Raw genomic sequence first — 19,524 nt, 5'->3', positions numbered from 1 at the left:
CTTAAATCAAAAAAACATTTTTAAAATGAAAAAGACATTTTTCATAACGGCATGCTATTGCCTGTTGAGTTTTACTTTTGCCATTGCCCAGCAATTTCATTTTTCGGGCAAGATCAGCAGCCAGGACTCCCTGGTGATATTATTCGGAACAGAGCGTAAGATCGATACGCTCATCAGCCCGAATGGCGAATTACGGTTTTCCCGGGAGTTGGAGCATCCTGAGCTCCTGGTAATTGCAGCATGCGATGTCAAAAGCTATAGCACGATCGGCCTTTGCAGATTTTTCGCGGCGCCGGGAACCGGAAGCCTCCAGACTACGGTCGAGCGCCTGGGTACCAGCGAAGTTCAATTGTCTGATCCGACCAGTAATATAATTTACAATGATTTCAGGAGCCGGTTCAATCCACTCGTGAGCATCGCCAGAAAAATCATCGACACGTCCTATTCAAAGCAACTGACAACCGAGGGCACAGGGCTTTGCAATAAATTATACGAATACGTAAATTCCATAGAAGATCAGGTGATCGAGGCGTTTATCAGGAATAATTCAAACAACTTCGTAGGTGCCTACATCCTGGGGACGTATTTCAAAAAAGAGAAAGACATCCAAAAGACCAGCATTTTATACAACGCCTTCCCTGCATCCATACAGGCATCTGCTTATCTGAAAGGTATTCCGGCGATATTGGAAAATGCAGAAAAAAACGCCGTCGGATCGCATGCTCCTTTCGCAAAGGCAACTTCCATAAACGGCGAAGCAGTCAGTTTTGGGCCGGCGTTGCATAAATATACCGTAATCGATTTTTGGGGCAGTTGGTGCGGCCCATGTATACGAGGGATCGGAAAAATGAAAACATACTATGAAAAGTATAAGAACGACGTGGTTTTCGTAGGGATAGCCTATAATGATAACAAAAGTGCCGTTCAAAAAGTGATAACTGAAAACGGAATCCCATGGACGCAGATCATCAATGAAGATCAGCAAACTAACTGGGTAAAGCAATTCAATATTTATGCAGCTCCCACTAAAATCGTCATCGGCCGAGACGGGACGATACTGCGGTATTTTGTCGGGGAAAGCGAGGAGTTTTATTCCTATCTGGACGGACTTGGTTTGAAATAGATCGATGCAGGTACTTTATGGACGCTGGTTTTGAAGCGCTGTATCAACCTTCTTTTATATTATTAGGTACTGGAATAAATGAGCCACTTTCTACATTCATGTAATCGTCCCTTAACTAATTAACGAACTGAGCAAAACATTTACGGCGGTTTCATTATATTTAATTATGCGATTTACGACTACCCCGAAAAATATTGTAAAAACATTGATTTTCATCTGCCTTTCCGCATGTAACTGTGTTCAAGCGCAAGTTATAATATCAGGCAAACTAACGGGATTCGAAAAAAATGAAATTGTCCAGCTATTTGATATCGAAAACGACCGATTGATAAATTCATCCCAATTTGTGGATAACGTCTTCAAAATGGAGCTACCGAAACTTGTCGCTAAAAAATACTTATTGACATTTAAAAAAGCGCAAATAGGAAAAATTATCTGGCTCGAAAATGGTAAAACGAGCATTTATGGAGGAAAAGAAAATGTTGTAAATGACCCTTTGAAGGATTCTAAATTATTCCTTCATGGAATAAGGTTTTCAGGTGCCCCAACCCAGCTGGAAGAAGACAACTTTTACCAGCGTATCTCGACGGACCTTCATAGGTTAGACACCCTACAACATCCATTTGAGTATATATATTCAATACAACCAAAATTTACTGATTTTGAGTCGATTCCGCGGAAAACAGATAGTCTTCGTGACATAATAAAACAAAAGAAAATAGCATATGTAAAAACGCACCCACGATCTACATTCGCAACGTATTTATTTCTTGAGTTGCTGAAGGATAATGTTTTAAGTGGATCTGAAGCTTCGGCAATGTATTCCAAAGTTAAGCCAGCCTCATTTTATGGAAATATTCTTCAGGATATTTTTAAGCATGAATATTATCCGCTGGTTAATGGTTCACGATGTGCGGACTTCTCCTTACCTGATGAATCAAATGTCCCTACACGATTTTCTGCTCATTTGAATAATGTAACATTGCTCACATTTTGGGCAACAAGCTGCCCCGCAGCAGTAGAGGAACTAAAAGTACTGCGTTCAATTTACCAGGAATATAACAAGCAAGGACTATCAGTTTTTGCAGTTTCTATTGATGGCAACAAAGATAAGTGGAAACAAAAAATTCGAGATGAAGGTCATCCCTGGATCAACACGAATGCCCGCAATGATTTCCTATCAACTGTTTCTCTCAGATATGGCGTAAAGTCTTTGCCGAGAACCTTTCTGATCGACAAAAAAGGTAATATTATAGACGCAGATGTTAAATTAGATTTTCCTGAAACAATTGAGAAGATCAAAGCTTTATTATCGGAGGCCGCTGAATAACCTTCTCCAATTGATGGTATAGAACGATATCACTGCAGCCATTCCTCATTCTCAATTAAGGAAGAGAAGCTGTAAAAACCCATCTTCCCGACCGGAATTTTCTACGACCGCAAAAAACCGGGTTTATCGAACCGAAAACATCAATCCATTATTCGTCCGGATCGCCCAACTACAGCGGGATTTGACTAAAAACGAAAAAGGGGACAATCATTTTTTACATGATTTGTCCCCTTCTGCGGGCTGGGAGGGACGATTATCGAACTTTCACTTAAAGTTTCCCTGATTAGTTGCCGTGCCAATGCCTAAATCTAATGTACCGACATTCGGAAGCGCAATTTCTTCTTAGGCAACAATGTTACAAATCGCTCCTCAATTATCCTTAACCAGTGTAATAAACTCGAATCCAGCATTATCATACTGTTTATCTGCCAGAAACTTAATGAACTGATCATAAAAAGCGAATTGTCGGCGGATGGATGAAATAGCTTTCCCCGGTTCAAGTATTTCATTTGCATCACCAAGCCATTTATCTTGTTCAACAATTGCGATAGTGCGGTATCCGCCAGTCCAGCTCTGCTTGACTGGTTTCTTAATTTCAGCATAACCACTACCTATTGCAAAATCGATCAATTGTTCATGAATATATTTCTGGATAACATTGACATCCATTTTGGAATTATCTCCATTTGTTTCTTCAGAATGAACAGCTATTTTATAACATAGTTTTCCTTGTTCAATTTGCATATAAATTGGAAATGCATGCCAATATCCCCAATTAAGGCACATGTTCCAGAATCCACCACTGGGATTATTTACGAAGTGCCACATATTGATTTCAATTTGAGACTCAACATATAGGTAAAAACCGACCCATGCATTATCATCCCATTTACCAATTGGGAGGGTTAAATACCTTTGGTGCAGATCCTCAATATGTTGCAAGAAAGATCTGTAGTCATTAAAGATTTGATTGGCTGTTGCAGGAAGCACATTTAAGCCCGCTAGCATCATATTTCTGTCTATAACCCTAAATCCTTTCTGCTGAATACTTTTGGTTATTTTTCCTGCCTGGCTTCCTATTTTCACATAAACACATTCAAGTCGAAAACCGTTTTCTTTCGCATATAATTCTGCCAATTCCTTATAGCGCTCCAACTGATTGTTATGTTCATTTGCGAAAACCTTATTTTCGATGATGAGCAAAATCTTTGAATTATCCTCGAGGATAATTTCTGTCCATATATCAATTCTGCTTCGTTGGCGGCTTGCTGTAACTTCTATAATCTTTTCTGTTAAAAGATGTGGAATGAATGTTTTCAGCAGCGAGAGACCACATTGATGTAGTTCATGATCTTCATTCTTATAGGTCGGATTGGCCCACTGTAATAACCAGGTTATCACAGCGTCATGTGAAAGTTCTTTAGTGGCAATTGCAAAGAGATTGGGAGTCATGGGCTTAGGGTACTATAATGTTATAGATTTCAATAATTCGCATTTGGGCGAACCATACGTCGACTAAATACTCGACTAAAAAAGAAAACCCGCGCCTAGCGCGGGTCTCTGAGATGATTTGCGGGCTGGGAGGGACAATTATCGAACTTACTTATTACCTGAAAACAATATGGATACCCAATCCAGTTAATTTTTACAAAATTACGTCACGCGTTAATTAGCCCTTTTTGGGAAATAACCTATCTTAATTTAAGCAATTGCGCTAAACTACATCTTATACAATATCAATATATGATAGAAGTGAACGAACAATTCGGCTTTTCTTCAAATCAAGAGCTAACTGCAACCGTATCAAAATTAGCTTTTGAAAAGTATTCCAAAGAATTTGAACAAGCCCTTAAGCTAGGGGGAAATCTCCCAATATTTCTAGACACTAGTATTCTTTTAGGTTATTATGGCATGTCGCAAGTAGAAAAGGGTAAATTGATTAATGCATTAAAAGGCCTTAAGGAGAGAATAAAGATCACAAAACAGATAGAAAGGGAATATCTAAAAAACAGGGTTTCGGTAATAAAAAAAGACTTTTTTGAACCGTTAACAAAAGTTAAAGCTGATTATGAAGCGTTCAAATCAGATGTCATTAAACAATTAAGAAAGTACAAAGAAGAAAAGAAGAGAATACTCTCAAACGATTATAATTCGCTGTGGGTCAAATTGGGGGAAATAGAAGCCACTATATCAAAAACGCTAAATGACGAAGTCATTTCTTCAGAAATGAATGAAAGTATAGCATCATTCAATCAAAAGAACAAAGGAATACTACTACAAGATGAAATGTTAAATATTATTTCGAGTTTTGAAACTATTTCTAATTTGAATCAAGTAGAATTATCCTTTGTGGAATCAGAATTTGACAAATTGTTACTTACTTATCATGATGCAAAAGAAAATAGCAAATGGAAATTCACATTTCCTGGGTGTGGCGAGAAAAAAGAATACCCTTATGGCGATTTCATAATCTATCACGAGATACTAAAGTTCATGAAGGAAAATGACACTTCAGCTATTTTTCTTACAAACGATGTGTCCAAGGGGGACTGGTTACAAAAAGATAAGAGTATTCATATCCATTACCTTGAAAATGCGTTCTTGCACACAAGAAATGTCCTTTTTATTGTAGATGGAGAGAGGACATTACCATCTATATCATTTGAGAATATTCATGAGGGGCCATTAGAAATTCTCCATGCAACATACGGAACTTCGGAAACAGATAAGCAAATTGATGTAACCTCTAAACTTAAGGACTTAATCTCAAATAATAAACTCACTATTAAATCAAGTAATGAAATTGCTGGTGACCCTCATTATGGTGTATTAAAGGATTTATCTATTACTTATCGAATAGGTGATCAAGAATTCCATATTTCGATACCGGAGGGGGCAACCGAAACTATACCACTCTAATTATTATTTTACCAATTAAAGCACATTCACTAGATATCAACAAATATCAAAAGTTATAACCCACACGAAACTTCACCGGATCAGTTCGCGGCACTTGCGCATTATGAAGAAAATCATACAGCAATGTCATATTCCCTTTAAGCTTGTTGTTGATCTTGTACTTTTTTGCGATCCCAAGTAAAGCACTTCGCGTCCAAGCTTGGGCATTGGCCAACTGTCCCGGATTTGAAAATGCAGCGTTATAGTTGTATTCAAATCCGCCATTCACAAAAAAAAGTGCCTTTGAGCTTGTAGTCGCCAAACGACCGAATCCCCATACCCTGGTGTGAAAAGCGGATGTTCGAAAATCCACTTCCAAGACCAAGTTTATATGATGCGCCTACTCCAATTATCCCATTCTTACTGAATTTGTATCCAATTTGTCCTGCGAAATACCGGTGGACGGGAAAAACTGGTTCGAACGTTGGAATTGAACATTACAACCAAATTCCAACCGTTGCATAAAGCTTTTCGTCTTCATTTCATTCGGCTGAAAATCTGGCATTTCTGCGGCATTGTCGAGGTCCGGAAAGCGATTCCTTAGCTCATTCATCTGTGAACGCGCAGCATCCATCTGCTGACGGATGGCTTGTGAGGCGTTTGGCCCGCCGCTACTAAGTTGTTGTTGTATTAATTGCTCTACCTGAACGCGGGTCTGTAGTCCCTCTAATAGTTGTTCCGGATTAACGCCGCCATTTCCTCTCAGCTGGCTAAAAAGTCGTGCAATTTGGGAATTTCGGGAAATAAAATCTTTATAGGCAGGTACTTTCTGGAGCAGCTCCATCGCTTTGGCCTCCGCTTTCTTCCTGTCGCTAAAAACATACTTGTACTCCTGGAGCTGTTGATTGTAATAATAATCTCCTTGTTGATCTTTTGCAAGTCTTTGCTCATATTACCATATTGCCCCAATTGTGATTGAAGTAGCTCGCGACGAGAACGGATGAATTTAACAACGTCTCCCGCCTGTTGCAATTTGCCTTGCAATTCCTTCACCTGTGCAAGCGGCTTCCCTACTTTTGCGTGCAGGTGTTTTACATTGCCAGACAAGTCCTTTACGTCTTTCAGAAAACCGAGTGTATTCGCTAAAGTATCGAGATAGCTATTGGAATCTGCTAGTTTTTCTGCCTCCGCCATTGTTTTAGCCGAAATTCCCTTTTTAAGGGTAATCATCTTGTCCAGGGAATTTTCAAAAATGCTTTTAGCAGCTACGGAATTGACTTTCACCAGCTTAGCCTGAAGCTTCCGCTCCTGCCGCATCATCCGGTTCAGTGCTTTTTGGGTACGCTTCTCTATATGGCGCTCGTATTGAAAGCTTTTCTTTGTGACCTGTTGAAAATATTTAGCGGGAATGGTCTGTACTTTTACTGACAGACTATCCTGCGCAATCACAGATGCTGGTAGCATCAATAAACTAACAACAAATTTCCAACACATAGGAATTCCCATTTTATACCTTCTCAATTCTGCTGAGTCAAAACAGCTGGATAATTCACCTTACTGCCCGGCATAGCGATATTCAAATTTCTTGAGAATCTTATTGTTTTGGTCTCGCACCAATATCAATCTTCCAAAGCTATCATATTCGTAGAAAGTGGTAACATTATTGGCATCTGTCTGGCTTGTCATCCCTATTAATGGCGCGTAAGTATAGGTCGATACACTTACGAGGTTGTTACTGGCAAACGCGGTACGAATCTTGTTTAACTCGGTCCTGATCTGCGCATCCGTATAAGTATGTGCATTATCTAACATTGTTTGATTGATCAGAGCTGATACCGTGGCATAATCACTTCCTACGACTTTTGCAACCGGGTAGGCGCCGTTATATCCCCATAGGTATACTTCCTTAACATCGTTCACCTTTTGTTGTTCTGTCGGATTCCCATCGGGGTCGTAGCTATTAAATAACACGCGGGTTTTGTATCGGGTATCTGCGGCAAATACGGCAGCATTCAGCGCTGTAGGCACTTGTCCAGCGGGCGCATTAGAAAACTTGAATGCTGAAACCGGAATAGGCAGGTTGGTTTCCAAAACACTAACGGATTGAACTTTTCCCCATCCGGTAGGGTAATAATTTGTAAGGCTCCCTCCGGTAATTGAAAAGGTCCCTGTTGGGTATTCCTTAACTTTCACCGTCTCAATTGGCACCGATACGATATTCTTGCTTATCAGATTGTCGATAGCGGCATTTCCTGTCAGATATTCCTTGGGATATGTATAATACTCCTTGGAAACGGAACCATCGCTTTGAGCAATAGTTTTACTGACCGGCAAAAAACTCTTGCCGCTATTGTCTATCGTAGTGGTAGTTTTTTGCTCTCCATTTCCTTGATAAAGCGTCTCTTCGGTTTTCTCAAGGAAAATAGTTCCGGAATGATGGCTATAATATGTAAACGAAACCAAATGCTGGCCATTCACGAGATTCCGGTTGGTTATATTCACTTGCAAACCATTGCTGACTGGTTCGAGGGTCTTTTTGTAAGTATTATCAACTTTACGAACCTGGCTATATATCTGAGTGGCGGAGTCATACTTGTATTCTACTTGCTGCGTTAATAAACCCCGCAACCAGTCTCTGCGATCGGCCGGCGGATTCGGGGCATCGTAGTAAATAAATCCATCTGCGCTGGCATTACCTTTATACAACAAGTCCGGCGATTCCAATGGGCCCAAATACGAGTATGATGTTTTCCCAAGCGGCGCCCCGGTTGCAGAAACAATCTTTTCTTCGACATACCGGTATCCTACAAATGAGTTGTGTGTTGTACTTAATGGATTGACGGAGTTATATGAAATGCCTATATGCCTACATGGCCCCCCATTATTATCATTCACTTCAAATGAAAACTGATATAATGGTGCGGCCAGCAATTGACCCGAGCTCCCATCTTGTTCATACTTATATTCCTTGTATAATGTTTTTTGCGAAACTGAATCATACTGTTTACTTTTCCTTACCCTTATTCCCCCAACTTTGGGAGGTTGGCCTTGTGAACCTTGCTCGCTCGTTACAGTATATAATCCTGATATCACGGCGCTATGTAATTTTTGATGATCAGGATTTTGAGGACTATTTAGTAATGCATAGGAAGGGCAATGGTAAAGGCGGTAAGTCCCTGGTTGAAGATTAACATTGAAATTCCCGTCATGATTCTCACTCCAGATTGTACTGCCGGTCGCAACATTCATGATGTAGAACCTCAAACCACCGGCAGGATAGTAAGGAACATCAGTTAGCAGTACCTGTGCCGTACCCGTGCTTCCATTAAATACATTAAACTCAACATAATAGTTTCTGAGCATATTACCATTGCCGTCTGGCCGTATTTCGTAACTTAATCCTTCATACCACCCATCCACGTTATACTTATAGTGAGCAACGGAGATCGAATACATTTCATTGATTTTGGTAACTTTAGGCGGTATAAAAGGACTTGGGCCTGCATCATTTGATTCAAACTCGTACTCCGTATTGCCTCCGGCGGCATGGTTTATTTTGTACAAGCTTCCTTGTTTGGCATACTGAACATCTGGGCTTTTACCTCCTACATATACCGTCGGGGTAGGGCTACCTGATGTAACAGGGTCTATCAATACATAAGGAATCTCTGCCGAGGGAATGTCCGCTTTATTGGCATACCCCCAATGGTCTGTTAGCGGTGAAGCCCTATGCGGCAACCCAATATCGGTGTGATATTCGAATCGCTGGCCATTATTTAACGCAACACCGGTGGCATCATGTTCTGTCCATTTCATCAACATTAACCGCCGGCTAAAAGATACGGTGGGAGTTATAGTTGAAGAAACGAAAAAATTATTCGTCCCGGCAGGGTTGAGGCTTGTGTAATCTACCAGGCTGTTCCCGACTAGATATTTATAATCCAGCTTAAATTGCCTTTTTATATTGCCCAGTTTGTCTTCGACAATAATTTTATCGAGCGCATTGTCGCCCACAAGATCCGCCCGTCCCAGTGTTGTTGGTATAAACCTGATCTTCCCTTCCGGAAAGTCGATTGAGGACAATCTTTTTGTATTAACATACTGTCTCGGAACGGATGTAGAAGACGGATAACTATTACATTGGCCATTTAGTTGCAAATTACTTGTCTTTGTTGGCGCAAGATCATAAGCCAGATCGACTGATGTATAATTAAACACGATTTTTTCTCCGGTGGGCGATTCCATTTCGGTCAAATACCAACTATTAATGCTGCGACCATTAGTAGCGAACCCGCTCCCGGGAAGCTCGTTATTCCTGGAAGCTGATAACGTTTTTTCATAATCCTTAAAGCGATAGATGATACCTTTATCATCAATGATCTGCCAATCCGAAATACAAGAAGCATTGCCGTCTGAAAACTGAAAAATGGCAATATTCCCCTTTGTAATCTTATAGTTGCTTTTGGGTATTAACCGGGGTATTCCGGCTGTATCAAAAACAAATCTGCCTGAGCCACCGGGAAGGCTATAGAAAAATAAATCCTGCTGAGAATCAATGGTCCCTTCCGCCATGCTAATAAAGGCTGGATTATAGGGAGTTGAGGGAGGTATGGTGTAATCTATATAACCAAATGTCGGTGTTTCATCCGGCATCCCCACTACCGACCGCGTTATAACTCCGCCGGCATTGAGATTCCATCCCAATCCACACCACGATGCCATATCGGCTACCTTGACCCCACCGGAGGTATAACTAAGTGTAATGGGAACTTGCATTACACCAGCATTCACTGTCCAAATAGGAACAGATATTTGTGGCGTTCCTGTATACAAACCCATCTGCGTTTCGGTATTAAATACCAGGTTAGCAGCATTAGGCGCTGGAGGAATAATTGTCTTTTCCTGGGCTAACGAAAGATTCGCCCAAATGATTGGCAAACAAGTAAGTACTTTTCTAAACATGGCGTTAACTATTATCATTGTTCATTTTTAGGGCTGGTGCTATCAAAGCGGTCGGGTGTACTTCGTCTTTGAAATCTTGCGTCATTCATTAAAGAAGTTGCGTAGATCGTGTTTGAAGTTCCGGTGGTAAGACTGCTGGGTTATTGCTCTTCTGGAGGAAGCTCATTCCAATTGGATAGGGCGATATCATTAATTGTAACTCGTGAACTATTGTAACCAAATCTCTCGGAAATGCAACTGTAGCACTGGTTACAAACAGGAGTGGGTAACAACATATGAAGAAAATTACTTCTATTCATAAGGTAGGGGGTTTACGTGAAAGTAAAGATATGGGTGTAAGTTCTAAACACCCGATTTGTTAAATTAATGTTAATTTCAAATTAACGCAAATGGTTGTTTGCCAGTAATAAGAAATTACTTATTTTAATATGGAAATTAGAATCGTTGTTTAATCGATTACCCCGTTTGCAGTGAACCGCCTCAAGTTTTTGCCCCTTTCCTGCTGACTGTAATCCCGTTCAAAATTAATACCCTAACCGCATTTTGATGAAACGAATTCTCGTACTCGCATCCATTTTTGCCGCCCTCGCTTATACCGGCGCTTCCTTTGCCCAACAACCGGATAATAGTGTTCCCGCCACCAAAACAGCACGAGCCATACCTACCGCCATGCCTGCCGGAACAAAGGTGAACTATGTTCGGACCTGGTCGCCCAATCAACCGCTAACAGACCCTGCCGCCATAACGGCCGCAACTGACGCGGGAAACGCTCCCATGTCCACCGCATATTTCGATGGATTGGGACGTCCGTTACAAACCGTCGTAAAAGGCGCTTCCCCTGTAACGAAAAAAGATCTCGTAACACCCGTTGAATACGACGCCTATGGCCGCACTCCTTTTAATTACCTGCCTTACGTCAGCACAAGCGGGGATGGTATATTAAAGCTTGCCCCTTTTGCCGAACAAAAAGCGTTCTATGATGGCCAGCTTACTACAGCCAACAATACCAAAGAAGAAATCTATTACGCCGAAACGCAATTCGAATCCTCCCCGCTCAACCGGGTACTGAAATCCATGCCGGCCGGCAATAACTGGACGGGATCGGCTAGAGGCACTTCCCAGCAGTACCTCGTAAACGCAACTACGGATGAAGTGCGCAAATGGCAGGTGGGTACCTTAATGACCGGCAACGTCCCCTACTCAGTGGTTGCCTCCAATGGCGCCTATGCCGCCGGCGAGCTGCTCAAAAATGTTACGACGGACGAAGCCGGCAGGCAACTGGTGGCATATGTGGATAAGGAAGGTCATACCATTCTTAAAAAAGTACAAATTGCGGCAACTCCCGGGGCCAACCATACCGGGTGGCTTTGCACTTATTACATATATGACCTGATGGGCAACCTCCGTTTCGTGTTGCCCCCAAAAGTGGTAGAAGGCCTCCCCGCGGCCGGCTGGGTACTTAGCGCTGCCGCCAGCAAATCGCTTTGTTTCCGGTATGAATACGATGTCCGTAACCGAATGGTAATTAAAAAAGTACCGGGCGCGGATTCCGTTGAAATGGTCTATGATCAGCGGGACCGGCTCGTACTCACCAGGGACGGCAATCTGCGTGCCGTTGGCGGCAAATGGCTGGCCACGTTATACGACAACCTCAACCGGCCGACAATGACCGGTATCTATACCAGCACCCGAACGCACAGCGAACTGATCGGCGACCAAAGTACGTCACCCGGAGCCAATACCATCCTTCCCGCCAGCCTCGACCCGTTGACGTATACGTACTACGACAACTATACTTACGCCGGTGCCAAGGCAGCCCAATCTGCTTATTATACCAGTCCACAGGCCGGCAGTAACCCATGGCCAGAAACCATTGCCGCGAGTACACAAACCCGTGGCCTGGTCACCGGAACGAAAATCAGGGTACTGGAAACAGCTCAATACCTTACTACCACCACATATTACGATGCTAAAAACCGTCCAATCCAGATATTAAGCGACAATATCAATGCGGGCGTAGATGTAACCACCAACCTGTATGATTTTGCAGGAAAGTTGCTCAGCACCTATGAATATTACAACAACCCGGCCGCCGGCGCGGCAGGTGTTACGCGATTACTGACGAATTTCAGCTATGATCATGCGGGTCGCGTGCTGAAAGTCACCAAGAAGCTCAACGACAATACCGCATATGCCCGCGACATTGCCACCAACACTTATGATCAGTTAGGGCAATTACAGAAAAAAGAATTCAAGAATGCTGCCGGCACCGTGATAGAAAGCATGACGTACACCTATAACATCCGGGGCTGGCTGAAAGGTATTAACCGCAACTATGTGAAGGGAACGGAAACCCGGTATTTCGGGCAGGAGCTGCATTACGATGCAGGGTTCACCAACAAGGAATACAACGGGAACATTGCCGGTGTTACCTGGAAAGGCACCAAAACAACGACGCCCAATGCTTACGGCTATGTGTACGACGCCGCCAACAGGTTGCTGAAAGCCAACTTCACCCAATCCACTGGCGCCACCACCTGGGGAGAAACCGCCGTAAACTATGACTCCTGGATGGGAGACGGCATCAACTACACGTCTGCCTACGATGCCAACGGGAATATTCTCCGCATGCAGCAATGGGGCGCAAAAGGTGCTTCCACCAATGCCAAAATCGACAGCCTTGCCTATACCTATTACGACTCCACGGGCCTTTTCGCTTCCAACAAACTTTATAAGGTTGTAGATGGAGCAAATGATCCTGCAACGACGTTGGGGGATTTTTCCGACCAAAATGCGGTATCGACTTTCGACTATGCGTACGATAGAAACGGAAATCTCACCAAAGACGAGAACAAGAAAATAACATCCATTCAGTATAACCTGCTGAATTTGCCCAAAAGCATCACCCTGACGGGGAAAGGCACCATCAGTTATGTTTACGATGCAACCGGGCGCAAATTGACAAAAACGGTGCTGGATCAGACTGTGACCCCGAATAAAACCACGCGTACCGACTACCTTGGCCCTACGATTTATGAAAACAACGTACTGCAAATGATTACCCATGAAGAAGGTCGTATCCGCCCAATCGCTGGAGGCAGTTTCACGTTCGATTACTTCATGAAAGATCATCTCGGCAATGTCCGGATCGTACTTGCCGAAACCAACCCGCCCCAGCAACTCTACATGGCCAGCATGGAGCCGGAACAAGCCGCGGCGGAAAATGCGCTTTTCAGCAACATCGATGCATCACGGACGGAAAAGCCCGTAGGATACCCGGACGACCCTCAAACGAATCAAAACACTTCCGTAGCCAAGCTCAACGGCAACGACCCCGACCGGCGCATAGGCCCCAGCCTTGTGTTAAAGGTAAAAACCGGGGATACGGTGCGCCTTGGCGCCAGGGCCTTCTATAAAACGCAGGCCTTCCAAAAACAGCAAAATCCCGGCGCGCCTGCCACCGATATGGCCGCCGCATTGATCCGGGCATTCGGCAATCCGGGAAGCGGCGCCAGGGAGCTGCACGGCGCGGATGAAAACGCCAATGGCACACCGTTCGGCAACAATTTCATAAATGATGGCTGGCAACGCCTGGTGAACAGGGAATCCAAAGATCAGAGCAATCCGGAGAGACCCAAAGCATACTTGAATTTTGTCCTATTCGACGAACAATTTAACTTAGTAGAAGGTTCCAGCGGCGTAAAACAAGTTGCCGCCCAGCCCGATGAGCTGCAGACCCTTGCTGCAGATAATGTGGTAATGGAGCAATCAGGCTTCCTGTATGTTTATACCAGTAACGAAACACAGCAGGACGTGTTCTTTGACAATGTAACAGTGGTATTGGCGGGGACGCCAGTGCTGGAGGAGACGCATTATTATCCGTTTGGACTTGTAATGAATGGTTTGAGTGACAAGCAGGCAATAGGCGCCGAAAATCGCATGAAGTACAATGGTAAAGAACTTCAAACTAAAGAATTCACCACTGGTACAGGATTGGAATGGTACGATTATGGAGCAAGGATGTATGATCAACAGTTAGGCAGGTGGCATGTAATAGATGCATTAAGCGAAGAATACAAATCTTGGTCACCGTATAATTACACGCTCAATAATCCATTGAAATTCATCGACCCAGATGGAAATGGTGTTTATGGCGATTATTACAAAAAAGACGGCACTTATCTCGGAAATGATGGAAAGAATGATAACAAAGTGTACGTTGTCGAAAATGATGGGGTTATTAGCTCTACTACAAAAAAAGGCCTCACTACCCGTCTAATCGCTAAAAGTAAAATAACTGACATTACAACAGCCGAAGGTATTAACCACGAGCAATTTGTTCAGTTCGCTGCTAACGTGTTTAACGAAGCTTCTGGGATGGAGCAGGATGAAAAGAATAAAGTTGCTAGCGCAATGCTAAATCGAAAAAGTAACGTTAGGTACGAAGATAAGGACTGGACTTACATGCTGGATCGCATTATGTTTAACAACGATACGCACGCTAAGAAAATGGAAGAAACAGACCGAAAACCAGGAAATAAAACCAAATATGGAAAAAATGACTTCACAAATCAGGATGTATCTGCAGAGAAATATCGTGAATATTATAGCACTTCCAAATTCTCACGCAGTACGAACACCTTAATGAAAGAGGCTACAAGTGCAACAGCAACTCTTCTTGCAGCCCCATCTGATTTGGTTAACGGTGCGAATAGTTGGAGAGGCAATGGTAAAACTCACAAATTCTTTACGGTAAAAAAATTGTAATAGTGAAAACAATTATTCTGTCAATCATTGTTTTTTGTACGGCATGCGGTATAAGTTCCCAAAAACATACAAAGGAAATACCGATAGAAAGGAACCCGGTACTTGACTCGCTATACAAAGATGCTAAATTATATGGCGTCGAATTTATTTCAACTTTTAACTGTACAAACGAATTCAAAAAAGCAACAAATCAAATCACAACGAATTGCGTTAGTACTATTCGCGGCAATACATTCGGGTATTCTATCAAAATGACGGATACGACCAACAATTTTGATACTGCCGATTACACGCCTACTGATCAGTTTAAGTTTGATAGTGCCTATATCCACTTTAATTCAAAAGTTGCTAATATTACACTTCTGCCATATTTTAATTCTGAGGAACAATCTGCTCCAGTCATCGTATGGTATGAACCTTCATTTGGTCCCTGTGCACAATATTATCAATTATCCGACAGAAAAGTATTGCTCGTCCGAGGGCTAAATTTCTATTGTAATGGATCTAATTGTACTAACTTCAAAATCATTTTGATTCAAGAAACAAAAGGAATGGAAACCTCGGCTGCAATTCTGGATTTCCCTGGAATATACCCATTTGATTTCGAGAACATTCGTCTTTTTAGCCATAAATCAAACGAATCGCCGTCAATATACATTGTAAAAAGTGGAATGAACGGTACTCAAACAAGCGATTTTGAAATTATAAAACTTGATGATTTATTTGCCAATTCGAGAAAAACCTTGAAACTATACGAGTAAGTTAATGTTAAAATACCTAGCAACCCGTAATTAGGACTGGCAAGGAGAGTGCTGTCGGAAGTTATTATTAAATCTTTATTGCTCACATGTCTATTTACTGTCACGACCTGTACACAATCTACTCATGATCTAATTATCCAAAGTGAAAGTCGATTGTAGATACATATGGAATAGGCTATTAAAGCTATTCAACCCATAAACTAACGAAATTTTCCTGCGAACCATTGTCGGTAAATCATTCATTTCTCAAAGGTCTGGTTGTACCAATGGACATTTTATTACTTAATTAGATTGCTTGCCCTTATTTATGATTGCATCAATCCGGCCAAAAATGGCACGCTCATAATTATCAAATTTTCTTCTGATTGTTGCACTTCTACCATTTTCGTAGTAATCGACGACCTTTGAAGGCACACCGTAATCACTCGCTATCCGGCCTTCATCAGTTAGCGCGTTATACTCCAATTTAGTTAAAAGCCTATCGATACCTGTAACTTCTTCAAAATCTTCGAGTTGGTCTAAGCTTATAAAATATTTATACATAATGTTAAATACGCCTAGATATTTCACTACTTGGTATTTCAACAGATTATATACAAAATCTGCAGTCGTTCTTATTGCCTCATCAACTGATATGCCCTGTTCCATCCGATAGTGAAACGCTCTTGTAAAACCACCAGCTAGGTAAAAATGAATTAAATGAGTGAGAATAGAATATTTTCCGTTTTTATCCTTCCTATCAATCAAAGCTTTCAGATTCTCATTCTTAATTACAGGGTAAATAACTTTTAATACTGCCTCGAAGCCATCATTGTCTATATTCATAACACCATTAATCCGTTGAATTAACAGTCTAATTGATTTAAACTCAGAAGGAGTCAGTTTCGAAATTTCATCATAAACTATCATCTTATCAACGCGGCTTACCACTTTATACAAAGCGAATAGAAAATCTGGCAGTCCTCTTTCTGTTTGCATAATTGCAACATTTACGCTACGTCTGCGGTCTTCTTCATTTAAGTATTCATCATCAGTGTAAAATAGATCAATTTCATCCTTGGGTGATGATGAATCGTAGTTTTTATGCTTTATACCTTGGCTTTCATCCACAATAATATCCATAAACAACTTATCCAATACCAACACACGCCCACTATAATGGTGCATAAAGCGTCCTGCCCGGCCAGCAATATTCTTTGCATCAAATTTCCTCAGTTGCTTTCTTCCCTTCTTACTGTGCAATACAACTAAGTTTCTGGCAGAAGTATTTACGCCTTCTGTAATGGTTGTAGTAGAAACAAGTATCTTCAATTGGCCCCTATTAAAAAGAGAAATTGTCTCCTTTTGAATGTATTTAGGCACAAGACCATGATGGATTCCGATGCCATTTTTCAAGGCTTTAACTACAATCCAGTCGGGGCTAAAAACAGTTTCAATATGCCGAATGAATTCGCTGTATATTTGAAAATCGTGCTTTTGGAAAAGAGTTGAACTTATCAATTTTTTTGCATATGACTCTACTTTCGCACGTGCCGAACAATACATTATTACATTCTCGTTTAACTCAACTATCTTTTCTGCGATTTTAATGATTCGGTGTTCCTTACTTGTTTCTAAAAATTCTAATGAAAAATGCTCGTCTATCTCCTGTTTTTTTGCTGAGTTAATTAGCTTATATGTCTTATTTACAATCTCGTATTTGTTAAGATCTATAAGCTCAACTTTGTTTTTTCGCAAAAAATTATTGAAAGATGGATTATACTTGGGATCCGATTCTAATTGAAAATCGATATAAGGGCCTGCGAGAAGGTTGTCACTTTTACTATTCAACAGGTAAAAGACAGCAAGCCTATAAGCTACGTCTCGTTCATTTTCTTTAAGCTGTTCGTCAATTAGATAGTCATTATCAATTTTATATGCTTCATCAACAAATGCAAAGTCAAAACTATAGTCAGGATTTTTTTCTATAAAAGATAGGAAGCGCTCAGGAGTATAAATAAATATATTCTGGTTGGAAAAAATCGATACCTCACTTAATGTATGCAGTGAATATTGTTCATTGACATCTGCATAAAGTGCATCTGAAGACATCCTTTCCAAATTTTCAGACAGTAGCGCCACTGTTGGAAATATCAATATGATATTTTGATATTTCATCTTGCGCAAAATCTCATATACCAGATGAGTTTTACCAAAGGATGTGCTTGCCGAAACAAAGTAACGGTTCAGCGTTCCTGGTTTAAACTGATCAAGAATATATTTTTGGTATCGGTGTACCTTCCTATGGTCATCAGTATGTAGCGAAGATTCGTGAAATATTGCACCAATGGTATTCAGATCAAAACTCGAAATATCAACCTCCTGATTGTATTTTTCCAACTGATCATAGTAATGTGGAATTCCAACCAAATTTGATATATACTTCATAAACTTCCTGTCGGCCTCGTTAAGATTTTGGTCTTTAACTGCATCAAAGAAACCGCAAACTATTTTTATCATTTGATGGTCTTCTATTTGTTGCCTGCGCCATTTTCCAAGGCTAGCTACGACAGTGGTTGCTTCTTTGAACTTATCCATTTCATTACTTGGGTTTTGATCGTTTTTACGGTATGTACGGGAATTAAAATAAAAAATATACTATATGGAACGGTCAGTGAAAAAGTTCCTGCCGGATAGTTCTTTTGAATATGGTCAATAACAGATTTGATACTATTATCATATTCATTTTTGGCGTTTGCGTCATACAATAACAATATTGGATAAATCAATCTCATTCGATATTTCTTAATTTCATCGGAGATTTTGATATTAGGATCACTTTCCCATACGGCCAAAATTTTATCTATCGGGCTGCCTTGAATGTTGAATGACTGACGATGATTAGAAAAGGCAAGTATGTTAGTATTTAGATAATCATCACTCAACGCCTTGGTAATATTTGCCATAATATCTTTGAGCGCCTGTGAATAACTTTGGTGAAATTTCACTTCTCCGAACCATAGTTCCGTCTGCCAGCCGTTTTGCACCAGATGATAGGAATCATAACCCTTGGTCTCCGACTTTTCTAATGGGTTGTAAAATATTCCACGGGCGATTAAAGGCTTGCTGCTATATCGACTGTATAATATAGCGTGCAGCGCTACTTCGCCATAAAAGCCATATTTAAGCTTTGCGGCGTCTGTACTTCTTTCATTGTATCTGATGCGCGTTAATAGCGCTCTGAGGTGCAGCTTGTCCAAGTCTACCTTTCCGATCTCGAATTCATTGAACGAATACTCAATAATCGCATTGTAGATAATTTCTGCAAAGTCATTTGTATTGACGACTCTATAGCAGTGATCATTCTCAGAAGAATGTGCTGTTTTCTGAAAATTTTTGGCTGCGTTTGGTAAATGGTACTCTAAAAGTACAGTCTTATCAATAAGGTCGGAAAGTGATTTTCTCATTTTGCAATTACTGATCTACTGAAGTTGTTTGGGTGTTAGCATACAAACTATGCTTTCTTTTAGCCTTTTGGTCGAATTATGAACAAGTAACAATTTTTTATTTGCATTACAAACAATTACTTACCTTATTTAGTTCACATGTAATATTTTTTTCAGGGTGTTTAGAAAGAAAACATTATATTACTTTATTAAAAAAAAAGATATTTTATTTAGTTTTATCATGCAGACAATTTTTTA

The 19,524-nt window shown here is 41.1% G+C and carries 12 protein-coding genes; 5 read left to right on the top strand and 7 right to left on the bottom strand.

From position 1 onward, the window contains the following. The first annotated feature begins 25 nt into the window (after positions 1-25). Both ACQKLP_RS05980 and ACQKLP_RS05975 read left to right on the top strand, forming a co-directional pair. Positions 26-1,123 carry a TlpA family protein disulfide reductase gene (locus ACQKLP_RS05980; protein WP_427320997.1) on the top strand — a complete coding sequence of 366 codons (1,098 nt, stop codon included), beginning with the start codon at positions 26-28 and terminating at the stop codon, positions 1,121-1,123. A gap of 166 nt (positions 1,124-1,289) precedes the next feature. Continuing rightward, entirely contained in the window at positions 1,290-2,453 is a 1,164-nt protein-coding gene (locus ACQKLP_RS05975) for a TlpA family protein disulfide reductase (protein WP_427320995.1), read from the top strand. A 369-nt stretch (positions 2,454-2,822) separates the two neighbouring features. Here the strand turns inward: ACQKLP_RS05975 and ACQKLP_RS05970 are convergent, their stop codons facing one another. Then, positions 2,823-3,905: a PD-(D/E)XK nuclease family protein gene (locus tag ACQKLP_RS05970; RefSeq protein ID WP_427320993.1), complete on the bottom strand. Its 1,083-nt coding sequence runs from the start codon at positions 3,903-3,905 to the stop codon at positions 2,823-2,825. A gap of 291 nt (positions 3,906-4,196) precedes the next feature. Here ACQKLP_RS05970 and ACQKLP_RS05965 point away from each other — a divergent pair, with 291 nt between their 5' ends. After that, the gene (locus ACQKLP_RS05965; protein ID WP_427320991.1) at positions 4,197-5,372 is read left to right on the top strand and encodes a PIN-like domain-containing protein; all 1,176 of its coding nucleotides are present in this window, start codon (positions 4,197-4,199) and stop codon (positions 5,370-5,372) included. A gap of 46 nt (positions 5,373-5,418) precedes the next feature. Here the strand turns inward: ACQKLP_RS05965 and ACQKLP_RS05960 are convergent, their stop codons facing one another. From ACQKLP_RS05960 to ACQKLP_RS05945, 4 genes are read right to left on the bottom strand one after another with little or no spacing between them, the layout of a single operon-like run. Then, positions 5,419-5,730 (bottom strand): hypothetical protein, encoded by a 312-nt coding sequence (locus ACQKLP_RS05960; RefSeq protein ID WP_427320989.1) that lies wholly within the window; start codon positions 5,728-5,730, stop codon positions 5,419-5,421. A gap of 30 nt (positions 5,731-5,760) precedes the next feature. Beyond that, positions 5,761-6,195: a hypothetical protein gene (locus ACQKLP_RS05955; protein WP_427320987.1), complete on the bottom strand. Its 435-nt coding sequence runs from the start codon at positions 6,193-6,195 to the stop codon at positions 5,761-5,763. Beyond that, positions 6,114-6,845, bottom strand: coding sequence for a hypothetical protein (locus tag ACQKLP_RS05950; RefSeq protein ID WP_427320985.1), 732 nt, complete (start codon positions 6,843-6,845; stop codon positions 6,114-6,116). Before ACQKLP_RS05950 ends, ACQKLP_RS05955 begins: the two co-directional genes overlap by 82 nt. A 60-nt stretch (positions 6,846-6,905) precedes the next feature. Then, positions 6,906-10,313 (bottom strand): hypothetical protein, encoded by a 3,408-nt coding sequence (locus tag ACQKLP_RS05945; RefSeq protein ID WP_427320983.1) that lies wholly within the window; start codon positions 10,311-10,313, stop codon positions 6,906-6,908. Positions 10,314-10,859: 546 nt separating this feature from the next. On the opposite strand from ACQKLP_RS05945, the gene ACQKLP_RS05940 reads away from it, so the two are divergent. Both ACQKLP_RS05940 and ACQKLP_RS05935 read left to right on the top strand, forming a co-directional pair. Beyond that, entirely contained in the window at positions 10,860-15,080 is a 4,221-nt protein-coding gene (locus tag ACQKLP_RS05940; protein WP_427320981.1) for a DUF6443 domain-containing protein, read from the top strand. 2 nt (positions 15,081-15,082) lie between these two features. Further along, positions 15,083-15,841 (top strand): hypothetical protein, encoded by a 759-nt coding sequence (locus ACQKLP_RS05935; protein WP_427320979.1) that lies wholly within the window; start codon positions 15,083-15,085, stop codon positions 15,839-15,841. Between the two features lie 282 nt (positions 15,842-16,123). On the opposite strand, the gene ACQKLP_RS05930 is transcribed toward ACQKLP_RS05935, so the two are convergent. Both ACQKLP_RS05930 and ACQKLP_RS05925 read right to left on the bottom strand, forming a co-directional pair. Beyond that, positions 16,124-18,418, bottom strand: coding sequence for a DEAD/DEAH box helicase (locus ACQKLP_RS05930; protein WP_427320977.1), 2,295 nt, complete (start codon positions 18,416-18,418; stop codon positions 16,124-16,126). Continuing rightward, positions 18,385-19,287, bottom strand: a complete 903-nt coding sequence (locus tag ACQKLP_RS05925; RefSeq protein WP_427320975.1) for a HamA C-terminal domain-containing protein — start codon at positions 19,285-19,287, stop codon at positions 18,385-18,387. Before ACQKLP_RS05925 ends, ACQKLP_RS05930 begins: the two co-directional genes overlap by 34 nt. Positions 19,288-19,524: the final 237 nt, after the last annotated feature.

The organism is Chitinophaga sp. NPDC101104 (assembly GCF_050277495.1).
Lineage (GTDB): Bacteria > Bacteroidota > Bacteroidia > Chitinophagales > Chitinophagaceae > Chitinophaga.
Note: the sequence above shows the minus strand (reverse complement) of the source record. Positions and strands in the feature narration are given on the sequence as shown.